Origin of the sequence: Neobacillus vireti (genome assembly GCF_001026695.1) — a bacterium.
Taxonomy (GTDB): Bacteria; Bacillota; Bacilli; order Bacillales; family Cytobacillaceae; genus Neobacillus; species Neobacillus vireti.
In genome coordinates, this window is the sequence record NZ_LDNB01000014.1 from 208,789 (window position 1) to 228,737 (window position 19,949).

Annotated in this window: 18 protein-coding genes; 16 read left to right on the plus strand and 2 right to left on the minus strand. The window is 40.6% G+C overall.

The window, feature by feature from the left end; genetic code table 11:
- Positions 1-73: 73 nt before the first annotated feature.
- From AA980_RS18415 to AA980_RS18470, 12 genes are all read left to right on the plus strand, one after another.
- Complete coding sequence (locus AA980_RS18415; protein WP_024026981.1) at positions 74-1,051, plus strand: sugar ABC transporter substrate-binding protein; 978 nt, start codon at positions 74-76, stop codon at positions 1,049-1,051.
- Positions 1,048-2,490 carry a sensor histidine kinase gene (locus AA980_RS18420; RefSeq protein ID WP_024026980.1) on the plus strand — a complete coding sequence of 481 codons (1,443 nt, stop codon included), beginning with the start codon at positions 1,048-1,050 and terminating at the stop codon, positions 2,488-2,490. Before AA980_RS18415 ends, AA980_RS18420 begins: the two co-directional genes overlap by 4 nt.
- A complete protein-coding gene (locus AA980_RS18425) occupies positions 2,484-4,043 on the plus strand; it encodes a response regulator (protein ID WP_024026979.1) in 1,560 nt (519 codons plus the stop codon). Before AA980_RS18420 ends, AA980_RS18425 begins: the two co-directional genes overlap by 7 nt.
- 15 nt (positions 4,044-4,058) lie before the next feature.
- Complete coding sequence (gene xylF / locus AA980_RS18430; protein WP_024026978.1) at positions 4,059-5,129, plus strand: D-xylose ABC transporter substrate-binding protein; 1,071 nt, start codon at positions 4,059-4,061, stop codon at positions 5,127-5,129.
- A 249-nt stretch (positions 5,130-5,378) separates the two neighbouring features.
- Positions 5,379-7,724, plus strand: coding sequence for a glycoside hydrolase family 65 protein (locus AA980_RS18435; protein ID WP_024026977.1), 2,346 nt, complete (start codon positions 5,379-5,381; stop codon positions 7,722-7,724).
- Between the two features lie 28 nt (positions 7,725-7,752).
- Positions 7,753-9,000, plus strand: a complete 1,248-nt coding sequence (locus tag AA980_RS18440) for a sugar ABC transporter substrate-binding protein (protein ID WP_024026976.1) — start codon at positions 7,753-7,755, stop codon at positions 8,998-9,000.
- A gap of 72 nt (positions 9,001-9,072) precedes the next feature.
- Entirely contained in the window at positions 9,073-9,954 is an 882-nt protein-coding gene (locus AA980_RS18445) for a carbohydrate ABC transporter permease (RefSeq protein WP_024026975.1), read from the plus strand.
- 5 nt (positions 9,955-9,959) lie between these two features.
- Complete coding sequence (locus AA980_RS18450) at positions 9,960-10,787, plus strand: carbohydrate ABC transporter permease (protein ID WP_024026974.1); 828 nt, start codon at positions 9,960-9,962, stop codon at positions 10,785-10,787.
- 18 nt (positions 10,788-10,805) lie between these two features.
- Positions 10,806-11,471 carry a beta-phosphoglucomutase gene (gene pgmB, locus AA980_RS18455; RefSeq protein WP_024026973.1) on the plus strand — a complete coding sequence of 222 codons (666 nt, stop codon included), beginning with the start codon at positions 10,806-10,808 and terminating at the stop codon, positions 11,469-11,471.
- Between the two features lie 71 nt (positions 11,472-11,542).
- The gene (locus tag AA980_RS18460; RefSeq protein WP_034723266.1) at positions 11,543-12,595 is read left to right on the plus strand and encodes a LacI family DNA-binding transcriptional regulator; all 1,053 of its coding nucleotides are present in this window, start codon (positions 11,543-11,545) and stop codon (positions 12,593-12,595) included.
- 27 nt (positions 12,596-12,622) lie between these two features.
- A complete protein-coding gene (locus AA980_RS18465; RefSeq protein WP_024026971.1) occupies positions 12,623-14,236 on the plus strand; it encodes a glycoside hydrolase family 13 protein in 1,614 nt (537 codons plus the stop codon).
- 370 nt (positions 14,237-14,606) lie between these two features.
- Positions 14,607-15,233: a metal-dependent hydrolase gene (locus AA980_RS18470; RefSeq protein WP_024026970.1), complete on the plus strand. Its 627-nt coding sequence runs from the start codon at positions 14,607-14,609 to the stop codon at positions 15,231-15,233.
- 207 nt (positions 15,234-15,440) lie between these two features.
- On the opposite strand, the gene AA980_RS18475 is transcribed toward AA980_RS18470, so the two are convergent.
- Together AA980_RS18475 and AA980_RS18480 are read right to left on the minus strand one after the other, a co-directional pair.
- Positions 15,441-15,794 carry a hypothetical protein gene (locus tag AA980_RS18475; protein WP_024026969.1) on the minus strand — a complete coding sequence of 118 codons (354 nt, stop codon included), beginning with the start codon at positions 15,792-15,794 and terminating at the stop codon, positions 15,441-15,443.
- 38 nt (positions 15,795-15,832) lie between these two features.
- Positions 15,833-16,201 carry a hypothetical protein gene (locus AA980_RS18480; RefSeq protein ID WP_024026968.1) on the minus strand — a complete coding sequence of 123 codons (369 nt, stop codon included), beginning with the start codon at positions 16,199-16,201 and terminating at the stop codon, positions 15,833-15,835.
- A 337-nt stretch (positions 16,202-16,538) separates the two neighbouring features.
- Here AA980_RS18480 and AA980_RS27625 point away from each other — a divergent pair, with 337 nt between their 5' ends.
- The 4 genes from AA980_RS27625 to AA980_RS18500 all read left to right on the plus strand — a co-directional run bounded on the left by AA980_RS27625 (position 16,539) and on the right by AA980_RS18500 (position 19,946).
- Positions 16,539-16,757, plus strand: coding sequence for a hypothetical protein (locus AA980_RS27625; protein WP_193392235.1), 219 nt, complete (start codon positions 16,539-16,541; stop codon positions 16,755-16,757).
- A 331-nt stretch (positions 16,758-17,088) separates the two neighbouring features.
- Positions 17,089-19,200, plus strand: coding sequence for a BglG family transcription antiterminator (locus AA980_RS18490; protein WP_024026965.1), 2,112 nt, complete (start codon positions 17,089-17,091; stop codon positions 19,198-19,200).
- Positions 19,201-19,233: 33 nt separating this feature from the next.
- Positions 19,234-19,677 carry a PTS sugar transporter subunit IIA gene (locus tag AA980_RS18495; protein ID WP_024026964.1) on the plus strand — a complete coding sequence of 148 codons (444 nt, stop codon included), beginning with the start codon at positions 19,234-19,236 and terminating at the stop codon, positions 19,675-19,677.
- The gene (locus AA980_RS18500; RefSeq protein WP_024026963.1) at positions 19,674-19,946 is read left to right on the plus strand and encodes a PTS sugar transporter subunit IIB; all 273 of its coding nucleotides are present in this window, start codon (positions 19,674-19,676) and stop codon (positions 19,944-19,946) included. Before AA980_RS18495 ends, AA980_RS18500 begins: the two co-directional genes overlap by 4 nt.
- Positions 19,947-19,949: the final 3 nt, after the last annotated feature.

Consider the following 19,949-nt stretch of genomic DNA (forward strand, 5'->3'; position numbering starts at 1 on the left):
CATTATATTGAAGAATGGCAGTTAGATGATATGATGAATTTAGTCGATTACTTTTGTAAAGGAGATACTTTTCGTGCGGAAAACTAGTATTCTCATATTATCTTTGATCTTCATCATTCTTTGTTATTTAACATTCATATCAGCAAAAAAAGTTTTTCGCTCCGATTGGCAATTACCTCAAGCAATCGACCACAGGCAGGAGCAGCACCGTCTTGTGCTAATCACACAAGATATGGAAACCCCCTTCTGGGATAAGGTCGGTAAAGGTGCCAGGAAGCAAGCTAAGAAGGATGGAATCAGCCTTGAAGTTTGGGGAATCTATGGAAACAACCAAGAAGATTTCTTGAAGAAAATAGAAATTGCGATCCACTCAAAGGTGGATGGCATTATTATCCAAGGGCTCGATACTGCCGAATTTAAAGAATTAACGAGAATCAAAGCTTCGTTTTATGGAATTCCAATCATTACAGTTGCGAACGATGTTCCAATGAAGGAAAGTCTTAGAAGAACGTACGTTGGTTCTGATCAATATCTGGCCGGAAAAATGATTGCGCAGCAATTGCTTACAGACGTGGGTTCAGAAGGAACGGCCGTCCTCATGTACGACAGCCATCAAGTATATTATCAAACAGAGAGGCTCCGTGGAATTCAAACCGTTCTGAAGGATTACCCAAACGTTAAAATTATAAATGCGGAAACGACTGATACTAGAGAGCAAATTATGGCCGCTACCCGGGACGTGCTTAATCGAACACCTAATGTAAATGCCTTTATAGTCGTTAATGCGAATGCCGCCGGGGCGATGGCTCAAGAAATTAGAAAGCGCTATCAGGCGGAACACTATCACCTTTATACATTTGATGATGGTCCGGAATCGTTAACATTGCTTAAGCAGGGGCGGCTGGACGCGATGATCGAGCAGTCTCCTGAGAAGATGGGGGAGATTAGTGTAGAGCTTATTGGAGAATGGTTAAGCGGTGACACGGTACCGCTTAATATTGACGGTTATTTTACTGATATTAAAATTGTGAAAGCGGAAGACGCCTTATGATCAGTATTCAAAAGAAAATATTAATACTCACCACAGTTGTTTTGTTCATAATGTCCGTTATTTGGATTGGGTTAACCATATATAACCATCAAACTCAACAACAATATAATAAAATTCTGCAACGGTATTTAAGTATCAATGAAGTCACAAGTGCAAGTCAGCATGTGATAACAGACCTTAACAACTACATGCTGATGCCGTCCGCTAAGAATCTAGACAGTCTTAATCAAAGTAAGGAGGAAATTCAAACAGCGAAACGGGGAGTTTATGCGCTAAGAAATGTAGAGAATAATTTCACATTGACTAATTATCTTAATTTGATTGATAGTCTTATTGAAACATCGAACCGTTTACTGTTGTTTTATTCAGAGAAAGATACGGAAGCTTCAGTGAAAGAATTCAGTGAGGCTATGCGTATCTCTAGTTACATTTCTGAGATGTCGCTTACACTAATCGACACAGATCTTAAATCGTATGACCGCTTCTATCGCGGCATTATCGAACAATCCGGAGAAGTCATGAAACTGGGTATATGGCTTTTACTGTTGATAACGTTCCTGCTTCTGTTAGTTACATATAGGATGTCATTGAGTATTACGAAGCCGGTATTTAAATTGACACAAGCGGCAAATGAATTGTCAAAAGGCAGGTTTGATTTGCAAATTAACGTAGGAACCAATGATGAAATAGCCTTTCTCGCGAGGACGTTTGATCGAATGCGGATCAATATCAATAATTTAATTTTGGAAATCAAACAAAAGGCGCAGCTTGAGCGTGAACTGCAGCAGAATAAACTTCTGTTGCAGGAAAGCCAGTTTCGGAGCCTGCAAAGTCAAATCAATCCACACTTTTTATTTAACACGCTCAATACCCTTTCAAAGAAGGCCTATCTTGAAGGCTCGGAAGAAACGAGCGATCTGCTCGTGAACGTCGCTGGATTATTACGCTACAATTTAAAGCGAATTGACCGATCTGTCACGCTGGTTGAGGAAGTCGAAGTGTTAAGGAAATATATGGATATTCAAAAGGCAAGGTTTACAGATCGTTTACTTTTTTTTATGGAAGTAGATGAATCCTGCTTGCACGTTAAGATTCCAGCCTTAACCTTACAGCCAATCATCGAGAATGCTGTAATTCACGCAATTGAACCCCAACCGGATGGCGGAGTCATATGGATTCGGATTATCGATGGAAATGAACAGATTAGGATTGAAATTGAAGATAATGGCGTGGGGATGGCAGAGGATACAATTAAACAAATCCTAGAGGAGAAATTCATCCAAACAGAAGGTCATTCTACAGGGATTGGATTTAGTAACGTTGTAAAGCGTCTGCGTTTCTTCTACGACTATGTGAACGTAATCGATATCGTAAGTAAAGAGGGCCATGGTACGAAAGTAATCATAAACATACCAAGAAAGAGTGAAAAAGCATGCTAAAGCTCCTGATTGTTGATGACGAACAGATAGAGCGTGAAGGGGTGCAAGCCATTTTAGAAAAAGCTTACCCGGAACTCGCCATCGAACAGGCGAAAAACGGGGATATCGCAGTGCAAATGGCAGCGGAATTCACACCGGATGTCATCTTAATGGATATTAAAATGCCAGGGATGAACGGGCTTGAAGCGGTTGAACGAATCGCGGCAGAGTATCCTCATATTAAGTTTATCATGGTCACTGCCTATGATACGTTTAATTATATGCGCCAGGCGATTAAGCTGGGGGTTAAGGACTATTTGCTTAAACCGAGCAAAGCTAGCGACATTAAAGCGACAATTGGTAAGGTATTAAAGCAGGTTGAGGAAGAGCGACAATCACATCTGAAAAGCAGGCTTGAGAAGGAAGCGCTTCAAAAGACATTAACACTTGTTGAAACCGATGTGGTTACCCAGCTGCTGTTTGATCATGTACATGAAGTTCATGTAAGTATGCTTGTAGAAATGTTGGACAATCCATCCACGAATGAGATGTTTGTCATGATTGTTCTGTTACCAGCAGGTTCGGAAAACTTATATTCTGCCATTAAAGAAAAAGTCAGAAAGACGAGGAGCGGCTGGGTCGGCGCGTTGTACGGAAACCAACTTCCCATCATTGTGTTCCGGCAGCCGGAAAAATCGTTCAGGTCGGAAGCCGCTACTCTTGCTCGTGAAATCCTTTCCGTAGCAAAAAACGGCCTTCTTACTGGCTGGTTTGTCGGAATAGGGAATACCTGCGGTTCACTGGACCAGATTCGTCAATCCTACCAGGAATCACTTATCGCTACTATTGACACGTCACTTCCGCTGAAGTTCCGTTTTTATTCCGAGGTACCTGTTCTCAGTGATTTGAACAATGGTCTTCAAGTTCTCCATCACAAAAAAGAGTTTTTAGATCAAATTCGTCTCGGGCAGTGGGAGCCAATTCGTAAGGATGTTTTGAAGATCATTCAATGCTACGAAAGCGAAGGTGCTAATTTGTTACTAACGCAGCAGCGGGTGCTTGAAGTACTCTGGATGATTACAAGGGTCATGAGTGAAATGGGAGTAGAGTCAGTAACGCCGCTATTCTCCTATCAAACTATTGATTACCGCCAGCTTCGTACGGAAACGACACAAATGCTAGACCGCATGATGAAGTCGTACGTGAATCACTTTGATAGGCTCGGAGCAGATACAATCCATCAAATTAAACAATATATCTTTGAACACTCTAATGAGGATATTTCTTTGGATGCGCTGGGGAGGAAGGTCGGCTTGAGTCCGATGTATATAAGTAAAATTTTCAAGGAGAAGCTGGGAGTCAATTATATAGACTTACTGACTGAATGCCGAATTGAGAAAGCTAAAAAACTATTGGCTGATCCTGAGAAAAGTATCAAAGAAATTACCTTTGAGGTAGGCTATCACGACCCTAATTATTTCAGCAAAGTGTTCAAGAAAATGTGTGCCGTTTCTCCAAAGGAGTATCGGAGTACACTCCTCGGAAAAAAGATAAAAGCATCTAGGCTTGATTGAAAAGGAGAGAAAGAGATGGGACGGGCTTACATCGGAACAAGGCTGATCGCACTCACACTGACTTTCGTTTTTTTTGTCACGGGCTGCGATGGCGGCAATATTAACCCTGAAACTAAAGCTCCTATGAAAGTGCCAAAAAGCGAAACCCCTGCTAAAGATCAGATTACAATAGGTTTTTCAATGGATACATTAAAGGAAGAACGTTGGCTAAAGGATAGAGATCTTTTCAAAGAGGAAGCAGAAAAGCTAGGTGCAAAAGTGGAAATTATGGAAGCCGACGGAGACGATGCATTACAAATTGTTCAAGCAGAGGAGTTAATCAGTAAAGGTGTTGACGTCCTTGTAGTCGTTCCTTTCAATGCCGAATCAACTGCTTCCATTGTGAATAAAGCACATATAGCAGGTATTAAGGTCATTTCATATGACCGGCTAATCAAAAATGCAGATATTGATTTATATATATCCTTCGATAATGAAAGGGTAGGAGAATTGCAAGCGGAGGCAATGACAAAGTTGGTGCCAAAAGGTAAATATGTATACATCGGGGGAGCGGAAACAGATAATAATGCTCATTTATTCAAAAAGGGGGTTTTTAACATACTGAAGCCGTTCATTGAAAGCGGCGACATTACCGTCGTTTTCGACCAATGGACCGAAAACTGGACCCCTGCTAATGCCTATGCGAACATGGAGGCTGCTCTAGGAGCAAATCATAATCAAATCGACGCAGTCATCGCTGCAAATGACGCAACAGCTGGCGGTGCCATTAAAGCACTTGAATTACAGGGACTCAAAGGAAAAATCCCAATTGCCGGTCAAGATGCAGAGCTGGCTGCTGCAAAGCGAATCGTCGAAGGTACTCAGATTATGACAGTATACAAGCCAATCAGGTCACTGGCAAAAACAGCAGCTGAACTTGCCGTCAAGGTAGCGAAAGGTAAAAAAATAGAAACCGACAGGAAAGTCAACAATGGAAAAATAGAAGTACCTTCTGTCCTGCTCACGCCAATCGCAGTGGACAAGCTCAACATCGACGAAACAATAATTAAGGATGGCTTCCATTCAAGAGAAGAGGTTTATCAATAGTAAGGGACGAGGGGACATAGCCTATCCCCTCGTCCCATTCGACAACCGATGTCATAATTTTTTCGCAATTAATTATTTGACATTGTGAGGATAGCATTTTATACTAAATTTGTAGCGATTACTAAAACGTTTTCGAAAACAGATTTATTTTTTTATCCAAAAACTAAAACGTTTTCGTTTATTCGAGAAACCAATCTTTAAATTTTTTTACCAGAAAACTAAAACGTTTTCGAAGGGAGTTATTTCAACATGATGAACTATTCTTTAGGCAAAGGGGAGCATCAGAATTGGGTTGTCTCTGATGTGAATTTTTCCGAAGACAGTCTAGGGAAAAGCGAGGCGATTATGTATCTTGGAAACGGATACATGGGTCTGCGCTCGACAACAGAAGAACCCTATCTAAAAGAAGTGAGAAATTGCTTTGTCGCAGGAACCTTCAATAAATTTGACACAAGCGAAGTGACGGAGCTGCCAAATATCGCAGACGTAACGCGAATCGATATTCGCCTTGATGGTAAGCGCTTTAGTTTAGAATTTGGCGAAACGAAAGAGTATGTAAAACAGTTAAATTTAAAGACGGCTGAATTGATTCGCACGTTTGATTGGGTATCGCCGCAAGGAAAGGAACTGCGCTTTCATTTTCGAAGATTTGTTTCGCTCGAAAATCTTCATTTAATCGGGATGAAAATGGAAGTCGAAGCCTTAACTCATCCAGTTGTCATTAGCTTTGAGTCAGGGATTAACTCACAAATGACGAATTCGGGTGCACAGCATTTCCATGAAGGAGAGCGGAGAATTTTCGATAAACGTTTCGTTCAGCTGATTCAAACAACAACGGAAACGAAAATCGATGTAGTTATTAATACTGTTCATAAGGTTTTGGTGAACGGGAAAGAACTTGATAAAGAGCCAATAATGGAAATGGACCGTCGTAAAGTCTGGCTTCACTACGAAACGGAATTGCAGCCGAACGATACATTAACGGTAGAAAAGTTAACAACAGTGCATACGAGCCGTGACAAGGAAGCCGGTCACGAACCATACGATTTAGTTCAATTACGCGAAATCTCGCTTACTAATCTTCGGCAAGCGTTCGTCAAAGGCTATGAAACATTATTTACGGAAAGTACGGCTGCATGGCAAACAAAAGTATGGGATCGCAATAATTTCCATATTGAAAGTGAAAATCCGTTTGATCTCCTCGCCTTACGATTTGCACTCTACCATTTAACAATTATGACACCGGCGCATGATGAACGAATGGGAATTGGTGCAAAAGCATTCAGCGGTGAAGGATATAAAGGCCATTCCTTCTGGGATACAGAAATTTTTATTCTGCCATTCTTTACGTATTCGAACCCTGAAATTGCGAAGTCTCTATTAAAATATCGTTATCACGGCTTGGCGGGTGCTAGAAGGAAAGCAGAGGAAAATGGTTTTGACGGGGCAATGTATCCATGGGAAGCTGCTTGGCCGACGGATGGGGAAGTAACGCCAGTCTGGGGTGCCGTCGACATTGTGACCGGTGAGCAGACAAAAATTTGGTCAGGGTTTATTGAACAGCATATTACCGCTGATATTGCCTTTGCCGTCTGGCAATACTATCAGATTACTAATGACCAAGAATTTATGGAAAAGCATGGCTATGAAATGATTTTTGACACAGCGAGATTTTGGGCAAGCCGCTTAGAGTGGAACGAAGCGAAACAAGAATACCATATCAATTGTGTTGTTGGCCCGGATGAGTATAAAGAGCATGTCGACAATAATGCATTTACCAACCATATGGCCCATTTCAACATGAAGCTGGCGATGGAGTATTATCAAGAATTGAAAGAAAATCGTCCGGAATTGTTCGCAAGTTTAGACAGAACACTAGACTTAGAGAAAGCGTATTCATTATGGACTGATAAAATTGGCAAAATCTATTTGCCGCAGCCAAGGCCAGAGGATCTCGTCATACCACAGGATGATACGTATTTAAGCAAAAAAATTATCGATCTTGAAAAATATAAAAATCAAGCAAAAGTAGGCTCGCTCTTCCGTGACTACAATTTAGCGCAAGTCAATGAAATGCAAGTAACCAAGCAAGCGGATATAATGATTCTGTTCTTGCTTTTGGAAAATAAGTTCGGCCCAGAAGTCAAACAAGCAAACTTTGATTACTATGAGCCGAAAACATTGCATGATTCATCGTTAAGTTTATCGACCCACTCCATTTTAGCGAATGATTTGGGCCATGAAGAAATGGCTTATTCACTCTTTAAAAGAGCAACTGAAATTGACTTGGGTCCATTGATGCATACTTCCGACCAAGGTGTTCATGCTGCTTCAATCGGCGGGATTTGGCAATCAGTTGTACTGGGATTTGGTGGTGTCCGGATGTTAGACGGAAAACTGCGTATTAACCCTCGCTTGCCAAAGCATTGGCGGGAGCTGCGATTTTCAATCAACTGGCATGGCAGTCCGTTACATGTTGAAATTACGGGCGATACGCTCACAATTAAATCTGAAACGAAAGATCATGTTGTCGTAGAGGTCTTTGGTCAATCCTATCAATTTGTTGAAGAAGTTATTATTAATATAAATAAGTAAAACAAATCATTTTAGGGGGTCATTTTTTATGAAAAAGATAGCTGCATTTGCACTTGCTACCTCATTATTACTCGGCGTTACCGCTTGCTCTTCGGGAGAAAGCACTAAAACAACGGCTAAAGACGATACGATTACCTTAGCGGTATGGGGATCTTCTCCAGCAGAAACCAAAGGTCTTGAAACGACTGTAAAAAGCTTTGAAAAATCGACTGGTAAAAACGTGAAAATCGAAGTGATTCAAGATAATTTTCAAGATGCGTTAACAGCTAGATTTGCGGCGAAAAATGCTCCAGATGTCTTTTATATGGAATCATTTGCAGCACCAAAATTTATTAAAAGCGGTGTGTTAGCCGATATTTCAGACGATGTGAAAAATCAGGATGACTTTTATCAGCCGGTATTAAACTCTTTTAAAGATGATGAGGGTAAATTATTTGCTGTACCGAAAGATTATTCGACACTTGCCTTGTATGTGAACACGGATTTATTAGAAAAGGCAGGATACACGATGGCTGATGTTCCATCTGATTGGGATGGATTGTTAAACTTCTCCAAAACCCTTCAAGGAAAATTGGCAAAAGATCAAGCTGCAATGGTGTTCGATACATCGATGGCCCGTCACATGAGCTCATTAATTGCCAGCGGATTAAATCCAGTTACTGCTGAAGGAAAAGCAGACTTTACATCTAGTCCAAAAGCGCTTGATTATTTACAATCACTTATTGACGGACATAAAGAAGGCTATCTTAAAAATGCAAAGATTGATTTAGGCGTTGACTGGGCGGGTGCTGCCTTTGGGACGAATAAAGCAGTCATGATGATCGAAGGAAACTGGGTATTAAGTGCCTTGAAAACTGATTACCCAACGGTTAAATATGAAGCACTAGAAGCTCCTACTGTCAATGGCAACAAAGAAACGATGACATTCACAGTTGGCTATGCGATTTCAAAGGACTCTAAACATAAGAAAACAGCTGTAGAATTTATTAATTACATGACAGGTGATGGGCAAAAGCAATGGAGTGAGCTTTCCGGCACATTCCCGACTCGCCAGTCCGTAGCAGATGCCATGAAACTTGATGAGGACAAAGTGTTAAAAGCACATATTGAAGGTGCAAAATATGGTACGGTGTGGTCTTCCGGTGTGAACCTCCCAGTTATTTCTGGTGCCTTTGATAATCAGTTCTTAGCGGCACTAAATGGCGATAAATCAGTTAAAGATGCGATGAAAGCTGCAGAGAAAGAAGCAAATGACGAAATTGCACGCCAACAATAGGATGTAAGAATAGAGGGGGCGCATGATTATCGAGTATGCCCCCTCTATTCTCCTTTATACGAGGTGAATGAGATGGGAAATAGGCGCTATCTGAATTTCCAAGGTTACTCCTTTATGATGCCGGCATTACTGGCGATTCTTTTCTTTACAATTGTTCCAGTCGTGTACGCGTTTTTCATGATGTTTTATAAAGTAGATATTTTATCCGGTGCAAGGACGTTTATAGGCCTTGATAATTTTCGAAAAATATTTGAAGACCCGAAGTTTTGGGCTTCGTTTACCAATACATTTCGTTATGTGTTAGTTGTTGTTCCGATTCAAACGGTGATTGCGATGGCATTGGCGGCGTTATTAAATAGCAAAATCAATTTCAGCCGCGGTTTTTTAACGATCATGTTTATTCCAACATTAACCTCTTCGTCGGCGATGACACTGATTTTTATGTGGCTGTTTAATAATAATGGATTAATGGCGAATATGATGGAACAATTATTTGGCATGAAGGTTGAATTTTTAACGAATCCAAGTCTTGCTTTAACGGTTATTATGGCAATGAATATCTTTTCCACTGTTCCACATTTCATGGTTGTCTTTTTGTCAGGTTTGCAAGATATACCGGACAGTTTATATGAGGCAGCATCTTTAGATGGAGCCAATTCTTTTAAGAAATTCCTTCATGTTACTGTCCCTCAGCTGATGCCGATTACGTTTTATGTCATTACGATGGGTTTAGTAGGCTGTTTTCAAATCTTTGACCAAGCCTTTATCCTTTCTGGCGGTACAGGGGGTCCACAGAATTCTACATTGACGTTCTCACTGTATATTTATCAGCTGGCCTTCACCAGCAATGACATGGGCAGAGCAACAGCTTTAGCATTTGTACTCGGAACGATTATTTTCGCCGTTACGTATATAGTCAATAAACTATTAAAAGCGGACGAAGTAAATGGGTGATGACAATGAAAAAGAATAATAAAAAACTTAAAATTTTCGTTTATACATTGTTAATTATTTATTCAATCTTTACCCTTGCTCCGTTCTTGTGGAGTATCTTGACTTCTTTTAAAACGACTGCTGAAATCGCAGCGGGCGGAACGATTTTACCAGAAAATTGGAGCCTTAAAGGGTATGAGACGGTCCTTGCTTCACAGCTGCCGACTTGGGTTGTCAACTCCTTATTAGTTGCCTTACTTACAACCGGCATTAACCTTATTTTTAATACAATGGCAGGCTACGCATTAGCCCGGATTGATTTTAAAGGGCGCCATGTTTTGTTCAGTATGTTGCTAGCGTTAATTATGATTCCATCACAAGTGACGATGATTCCCTTGTACATCGTGGTATCGAAGCTTGGATTAGTGGATACGCATTGGTCTATTATTCTTACGACGATGATTAATATTGGCTATATTTTTATGATGCGGCAGTTTTTCGTTAACTTCCCAAGAGATGTGGAAGAGGCTGCAACCATGGACGGTTTATCAAAGATTGGCACCTTTTTCAGGATTGTACTGCCGAATGCCAAGGCCGCCGTTGCGACACAAGCGGTGTTTGTCTTCATGGGCGTATGGAATGAATTTATGAAGCCATTGCTGTTCATTTCCAGCCCGGATAAATACATGCTGACACAAGGGTTAAACTCGCTTGCGAAGGCTTATAAAACGGCGACCCAATGGGACGTCATCATGGCGGGCGCGCTTATTTCCATCATTCCGATTTTTATTATTTATATTGTGCTCAACAAGTATTTTATTACGAGCAATGATCAAACAGCCGGAGTGAAATAACTACTAGGGGAGACTATCATGTTAAAAGCAGTTATTTTTGATTTAGATGGAGTGATTACCGATACAGCTGAATGGCATTATTTAGCCTGGAGGGAATTGGCGAACCGTATCGGGATTGATTTTAACCGTGAATTTAATGAAGAATTAAAGGGCATCAGCCGTATGGAGAGTTTGGAAAAAATTCTTGCGTTGGGCGGTAAAGCTGATCGATATAGTGAGACGGAAAAAATTGAGCTAGCCAGTACGAAAAATGATCACTATGTTCAACTTCTAACGCAAATGAAGCCGGATGCTATTTTTCCAGGAATAAAAGAGTTGCTGGAAGAGTTAAAAGCGAACGGCGTTCTGATTGGATTAGCGTCTGCCAGCAAGAATGCACCGGCGATTTTACAATCGCTCGAAATTACGAATTATTTCCAAACGGTTGTCAATCCTGATGAGGTGGAGAGAGGGAAGCCGGCACCGGATATCTTTTTAAGGGCCGCGGAAAAATTAGCGGTCTCACCAGCAGAGTGCATCGGGATTGAAGACGCAACGGCGGGAATTACGGCGATTAAGGATGCCGGGATGTATGCCGTTGGTGTTGGCACCATTGAAAAAATGAAGCAAGCGGGTGCTGATTTAGTGGTTGAAGATACACAGGAGCTTGTTTTATCTGTATTATTGCGGGAATTTAACCAATAATTTGTTGACGGGAAAAATAGATTAAAGATAATCTAAGAAAAAAGGGTTTAAATAGGAAGTGGGTTTTGACGTTGGCTACGATTAAAGATGTGGCGAAAGAAGCCGGTGTTTCAATTGGCGTTGTATCCAAGGCGTTTAACAATTATCCGGATATTAGTGAAAAAACAAAACAGCGGATTTTTGAAGTGGCGAAGGAATTAAATTATTCTCCCAATCTTGTCGCTAGAAATTTATCGTCAAAAAAACAAAATACGATTGGCATGATTACATCAGGCTTTTTTGATAGCGGTGTGAAGGATAATAACAATTCCTTCCAATTATTCAAAGGTGTTTATACCGCTGTGGAGCAAAACCAATATGAGCTAGCGATCTATCTGATTGATTCATTGAAACAGAAACAAAAAAGCTATGCCCAATTTTGCAAGGAGCGAAATATTGGCGGGGCCGTGTTAGCAGGAATCCGTATCGATGATCCCTATTTTAAAGAATTGATTGATACCAAGATTCCCTGCGTTATTTTGGATGTAAAGACAGGTAATGAAAGTGAATTTATCGGGAGTGTTTCCATCAACAATCGTGCCGCCAGTAAGGACATAGCCCGCTATTTATTAAACCGCAATCATCGGGAAATCGTCGTGGTCACTGGTAAAAAAGAAACATGGGTCAATGTGGAACGGACAGCAGGTGTGAAGGAAGCGATGGATGAGTACGGTCTTGAACTCAAGGATGAGAACATTTTACCTGCTAGTTTTTCTGAAAATGAAGCATATTTGCTGACAAAGGAGCTATTGGAGACGAGGAAACCGACCGCTTTCCTCTGCTTTAGTGACTTAATGGCGCTAGGTGTGATGAAGGCGGTTAAAGAAGCAGGTTTAAGGATTCCGGAAGATGTTTCCGTAACGGGCTTTGATGGCATTTTAATTAGTGAATTTAGCCAGCCTGGCCTAACGACGATTGAGCAGAATTTTTTCGAAATGGGCAAACAAGCGGCATTATTGCTCCAACAATTGATGGAAGGCACCTCTTCCGAAAGAAATATTTATGTGGATTATCAATTGGTTGAACGAAATAGTGTTGGTTCGGTGCCTGTCACTACCCGATTTTTGTCGAATAAAAAAGTATAAAAGCGATTTAAGAAGGAATGATTAGACGTGAAAAAAACGTGGTGGAAGGAATCGGTGGTTTATCAAGTCTATTGGCGCAGTTTTTATGATACGGATGGCGATGGATTTGGGGATCTAGAAGGGGTTATTCAAAAATTAGATTATATTCAAAACCTCGGTATCGATGTGATTTGGCTGAATCCTTGTTATGATTCACCTGATATTGATAACGGCTATGATATTGCGGATTATCGGGCGGTTATGCCGAAAGCGGGAACGATGGAAACCTTTGACCGGCTTCTACAGGAAGTGCATAACCGCGGGATGAAGCTCATCATGGATTTAGTCGTAAACCATACGTCTGATCAACATCCATGGTTTAAAGAAGCAAAGTCGTCCAAGGATCATCCAAAAAGGGACTACTATATTTGGAGGAAAGAGCCAAATAATTGGCGTTCGTATTTCACCCCATCCGCATGGGAGTTTGACCTGCGGACAGAGGAATATTACTTCCATTCTTTTGCTGTTGAGCAGCCGGATTTGAATTGGCAGAACCCTATTGTTCGCCAAGAGATTTATTCAATCATGAAGTTTTGGCTTGATAAGGGCGTCAATGGTTTCCGTATGGATGTCATTAACCTGCTGGCCAAACAAGAAGGTTTTCGTGATGCAGAAAACCCTGAGGATATCTCCTATCTTGGCAATAACCCTGGGATTCATGACTATCTGCAAGAGATGCATGAAGAAGTATTGAAGCATTATGATATTTTTACAGTCGGGGAAATTCCGTTCGTCACCCCCGAGGATGGGCTTTTGTATGTGGGGGAAGATCGCCAGGAACTTCACACCTTATTCCATTTTGAAGTCTGCGATTATATGGCTGATTGGGATATGGAGCGATTTAAAGAAATACAGCGCCGCTGGTATCGAGGGTTGTGGGGGAAAGGCTGGAACTCCCAGTTTTTAAATAATCATGATCATACCCGCTTAGTGACTCGGTTCGGCAATGACACTACTTATCGAGTAGAAGCGGCCAAATGTTTTGCGACTCTTTTACACCTGCTGCCGGGAATGCCGTACATTTACCAAGGTGAAGAAATAGGGATGACGGGTGTTCGCTTCAACTCCATCGAGGATTATCATGATATTGCGATGAAAAATAAGTATCAAGAAGAAGTGGAAAAAGGTAGGGACCCTGAAGAAGTGTTTGCTAGTTTACTTCATCTTTCCCGCGATAATTCACGTACTCCTGTTCAGTGGAACGATATGCCGCATGGCGGATTTACAAACGGAACTCCGTGGATAAACGTGAACCCGAACTATAAGGAAATAAACGTTGCGGCTGCCCTAAATGATCCAGAATCAGTTTATTATTTCTATAAAAAATTGATCCAGCTGCGAAAAGAAAATGAAGTAATGGTCTATGGCAGTTTCCAGGAACTATTCGAAGACCATCAGCAAATCTATTCATTTATTCGCGAATTAGACGATGAGAAATGGCTAGTAGTCCTAAATATTTCCGAACAGCAAGTACAAATAAAACTGCCAGAATCCCTATCATTACTTGAAAAAGAACCCCTTTTGGCAAATTATAATCATCAAGAAGAGCAAAATTCTGAACTACAAATGAGACCATACGAGGCAAGAATATATCGGATTTAGTGACTAGAGACAGGCTCCTTATCCCTAAGCGGGACGAGGAGCCTGTCTTATCTATAATCCGACACAATGTTGTAATTGTAGGTAGAATTTAATCATTTTCCGGGGAATATTGTTCTTTTTTCAGATCAAAGATTCGACAAATACTAGTTAATACAACCACGAATCTGAGGAATACAAAAAGGAAAATCTGCACCAACGATGGAGTGAAGTTGGTAATTTTACTGTGCAGCGAGATTTATATTCTGCTTTTTAATTAAAAAAATAGGAACATTTTAAATTCCTACTAAACAGAACAAATGTTTTGGTGTAAAATAAAGTGTGGTGTTTTGTGAAATATCCACAACAATTTAAGTAAGAGGTGGAAATACAATTGAATGGGACAGCACATTTAGCAATAGGAGCGGCGACAGGATTTATCGTTGCAAATACTTTTCAAGCTCCGCCCTCTACGACACTCTTATTAGTCGGATTAGGAGGAGTATCTGGTCTAATCCCTGACCTTGACATTGATGGGAGTCTTCGTGGCAAAATCACCATATCTCATGAGGCAATTCGGACCGTTGCCCAGCTCATTGGGGCTTTGATGATCGCTTATAGTTTTTATGAGGGCGGCGTTAAGGAGAAATGGCTTGGGGTCGGCATTGGATTGGGTTTGATGGTTGTATCGTCGCTGATAAAGCAAAAACATATGCTAACGATCACTGGAGTCGGTGTACTTGCAGGGGGGCTCTCCTTACAAGAACTATGGTTGCTTCTCCTTGGGATATATATTTTAATCGCATCCTTTGTATCACACCGCAGCTATACCCATTCTTTATTGGGCGTCATTTTCTTCGGGATTATCGCTTCCAAATTAGAAGCGTCCCTCAGAATTGACGGTGTTTTCTATAGCTGCCTTGCAGGATACATTAGTCATTTGATAGCAGATCTTAAAATCTTACCATTCAATAAACGAGGGATTAAACTATTTTTACCTGTTTCAAAGAAGGAAATATAGCTTCCTGGATTAATAGGGACGAGGGGCAGGCTTCTTGTCCCTGGACTAAAATGCGACACAAAATTGAATGTTAGGTAGAATTGAATCATTTTCCGGGGAATATTGTTCTTTTTTCAGATAAGAGCTTCGACAAATATTTCCTTTACTGAGGCATCACAAAAGAGCCCCTTTCGTTACCGGAGCGAAAGGGGCATTTATCTTACTCTTTTAGTCGTCCTTAGTTTTTAGTTTCAAAACCTCTTCGAACATTAATCCCGATAAAAAAACTACTTCCTCAACTGGTTTCCCTTTGATCTCGTATACCGTTTCCTTAAATCCAAAAAAGCTGCTGGTATTGGTTTTTCCAATCACTTTTCCAACTTCGAATTTTCGTTCTCCAGTTGTTTGATCATAGTATTCTTTATATGTTTCAGATCCGCCATAATAGATTCTATCTTTATATGTAATGGTATCATGATCAACTTTGTAAACATCTAAACTAGCATATTGGATATAAAATATACCAACGATAACTATTGGTAAAAATAATAATAATAGAAGCCATCTTTTTCTTTTTAACACAACTGCACTATCATTTCTTACATTCTATGATAAAAAGTCTATTTCTCTAAAAACACCTTTCTCATATTCCCGGCAAAAGGCATTCCCTTTTTACACAATCCTTGCAAGGTTTCTTTTGTGATCCTCAGTGTTGCTATAACAACTTTTTGAGTAATATATTCTTTTAGTGTCCGTCCCTTTTTATCACGAAATTCACTCTCTAACCGCTCCTGCGGTGGCTGATAGGACTCTAGCCATTTCACTACCTCGTTTTCCAAAAATCGATATTCATTACCAATCAAATAATGCGGCATACCATCCTTTAAATAGGCATTCATTTGAGCTTTGGTTACCTTAAGCTTTCCAATTAATTCTCCTCTTAAAAGTAAAGCAGCCGGAGATTTCTGTTTTGTTTTTATATCAATCACACTCTCCTACGTACGTTCATTCTGTTGTATGGATAAATTATACTATTAAGGCGGAAAGAATTAAATAAAAATGGTAGAACTGGTAACGAATTCAATATAGTGTCAGGCACCACTCGTGGACAATTCTAATTCCGAGGTTGCTATGGATATTCACAGTGCCCATAGGTGGTAGGAAAAGCATCCGGCGGGCACTCTGGGAGGTTCACAGTGCCCGTAGGGGCAGGAAAAAACATATGACGGGCACTCTGGAAGGTTCAGAGTGCCCGTAGGGGTAGGAAAAAACATATCACAGGCACTCTGGAAGGTTCACAGTGCCCAAAGAAGCAGGAAAAAACATATGACAGGGACTCTAGGAGGTTCACAGTGCCCAAAGGGGCAGGAAAAAACATATGACGGGCACTCTGGGAGCGATACTGGTCTGCAAATTAGCGGCAGCGGTACGGATCCTGATTTATGGCCGAAGTACAATTTGATCCTTAATTGTGAATCACATGATAATCGCGACCCTCGTGATGAAGATGCAGACGGATTTGCTGCGAAATTAGGGGTCGGTTAAGGCAATGTGTTTAAAGGCAATATCGCCCATCACAATATTGATGACGGCTGGGATTTAAACAACCGGACAAATGAAGGCGCCAATAAGCCGATAACGCTAGATGGACTTCCGATGTTGAGTATGTAAGCAAGGAGTGTTTTCCATTGCATCATGAGCAACTGCTGCGAGTGGAAGGTTCTCTTCGAATGATTGGTCCAACTTTTGCACAAATAGATTGGCGTTATTTGGTCTCTACATTTTGTAGAGCAAGGCGTATACTTAAGTTAAGCAATCGCTCAATATTAATAAAGTCCCTTTTTGCACAGATTAATTGTGAAGGGAGGAATTTCATATGTCACTCGATCAGCGCAGTACTGCCATTCTTTCTCACTTAGTCAAGGCTCAAACATTTGTCCCTGTGTGGGAAATAACGGAGAAATTTCATATTTCCAGAAGGACGATTTATTACGATATTGGAAAAATCAATGATTGGCTGCAAGAAAATCACCTCCCAGCAGTGAAGCATGTTCGCTCAGCGGGATTTATATTAGAAGAGGAAGCAGCCACTCAGGTTCCTGAAAAGTTAGGGACATTGAAAACCTGGCATTACGAATATTCTGCCAAAGAGCGTAAAGCGTGGCTGGCCATTTACTTGATGGCCCGGGATATTCCGTTATTTCTCGAAGATTTAATGGAGAAAATCCGGGTTAGTCGCAATACGACCATTGAGGATCTAAAGGGATTGAGATTGGAATTAGAGCGGTTTGACTTAACCTTGGAGTTCAATCGGAAATCCGGCTACGTGATTTTGGGAAAAGAAGATGATAAACGGAAGGCGATTGTCCACTTTCTCCAACATGTTTTGCTTGATCAAAATTGGCAATCATTTTTAGCTAAAATTCCATTGATTTTTAATAAAGAGGCAGAGCATTTTGATCTGTTTGATTTTGAAAAGTTGAAAGCGGTTCAACATATTATCGGTGAAAGTGAACAAGAATTAAATCTTCAGTATACCGATGAATTTTTATACAGTCTGGCTGTTCGTCTGCTGCTATTTTGCAGGAGGGTAACAGACGGAAAAAAGATTTCCGTTGACCCTATTGAAAAGGATGTTTTGCGGGAAACAAAGCAGTACCAAGCTGCCGGGAAAATTGGTGAAAAGCTTTCTGTGTTGTTTGGCATTGACTTTCCAGAGGATGAAGTTTTCTACATCACAAAGCATTTGCTTAGTTCGAGGGTGCAATTTTCTGATGAGCTGCAAGTTACTCTTCATCATAGTGATGCAGATATTCTCGCCGATGTCGTCACCCAGATGGTGACTGATTTTCAGAAATATGCCTGCGTTTTCTTTCAGAACCGCAAGGAAATCGAGAAGAACCTCCTGCTTCATGTGAAACCGGCTTACTACCGGATTATTTACGGATTAGAATTTGAAAGTGATATGACCGAGTCCATCAAGCAAAAATACGAAGATATTTTTTTACTGACGAGTAAGATCATCCCCCATTTAGAGGCGGTAGTTGGGAAAAAAGTAAATGAACATGAAATTGCCTTAATTGCAATGCATTTTGGGGGATGGATGCAGAAAGCAGGTGCAAAGCCAGCAGGCCGAAAAAAGGCTCTCCTTGTTTGTACCAATGGAGTGGGGACGTCCAGATTGCTTTTGCATCAATTAGAAGGGCTCTTTTCCACGGTTGATTTAATTGGAAGCGTTTCGTTAAGGGAGTATAAAAAAAAACATTATGATGTGGACTTTATCATTTCCACCATTCCGCTTGAGGAAAAAGATAAACCCGTTTTTGTCGTTAGTCCCATACTGACCGAGTCGGAAAAGGAAAGCCTGTTAAAAAAAGTGATTGGGCAATCCAATACGAAATCGAAACAAAATTCTTCGATTGAAGTTTTAATGGAAATTATTCAAAAACACGCCAATATCGTTAATACCGAAGGGCTTCAGCAAGAACTCAAGCAATATCTTTACAAGCCTGAAAAGGTTGTAAAGGAAGTGGGAAAGCCTTCATTAAAGGAGATTCTTAAAAAGGAACACATTCAAGTGAAAATGGAGGTTCCTGATTGGAAGGAAGCTATTTGGGCGGCGGCGGCCCCACTTCGGAAACATGGGTTCATTACAGAGGACTATGTACTGGCGATGATCGATAATATTGTCAAAATGGGCCCATACATTGTGATTGCTCCGAAGGTAGCGATTCCGCATGCAAGGCCGGAAGACGGAGTTATCGAGCTGAGTATGAGTTTATTAAAGCTTACTGATGCGGTTCATTTTTCCGATCAATCCATTCATGATATCCATCTTGTCATAGTATTGGCGGCTATTGACGGTGAAACGCATTTAAAGGCATTGTCTCAATTAACGGATCTCCTTTCGAATGAAAAAAGCTTTAAGGAACTTATGCTGGCAAAAACAGCAGAGGATATTTTTGAATTAATTAGTCAGTCTTCTTAAGAGATACTATTTTTACGAAAGAGTTGAATGCCAGTGCTTAAAAAATATTTAACAGAAGAAATGGTTCAATTTAAAGAAGAAGCCAAGAATTGGGAAGAAGCAATCCAACTAGCTTCCGAACCCTTGTTGAAAAATCATTTGATTGAAAAAGAATATATCGATACGATGATTGAAAATGTAAAAAATCTAGGCCCGTATATTGTTTTATTACCGAAGTTCGCCATGCCCCATGCAAGACCTGAAAATGGGGTGAATCAATTAGGATTAAGTTTACTGATTCTGGAGAATGGCGTCCAGTTTGATGGCGGGAAATTTGCCAATGTCTTTCTCGTGTTAGCTGCTCCAGACAAGGAGTCCCATTTGACGCTTCTTTCTGAGCTGTCTACTGTTTTATCCAGTCAAGAAAAGGTTGATGCATTAGCATCGGCAAAAAATTATCAAGAAATATTCGTGATTTTAGAGGAGGAAGCAAAATGAAAATTTTAGTCGTATGTGGTAATGGGTTAGGAAGTAGTTTTATGATGTCCCTTAATGTACAAAAGGCAATGAAGGAATTAAATATCGAAGGAAGCTGTTCGCATACGGATTTAGCTAGTTCAAAATCAGAACAGGCAGATTACTATATTGGATCACCTGAAATCATGGATCAATTGAATGATGGAAAAAGAAAAGTCATCTCATTGATCAATATGTTCAGCTTAGATGAAATTAAAAAAGCGCTAACCACTCACATATTGGAAGGTTGATAA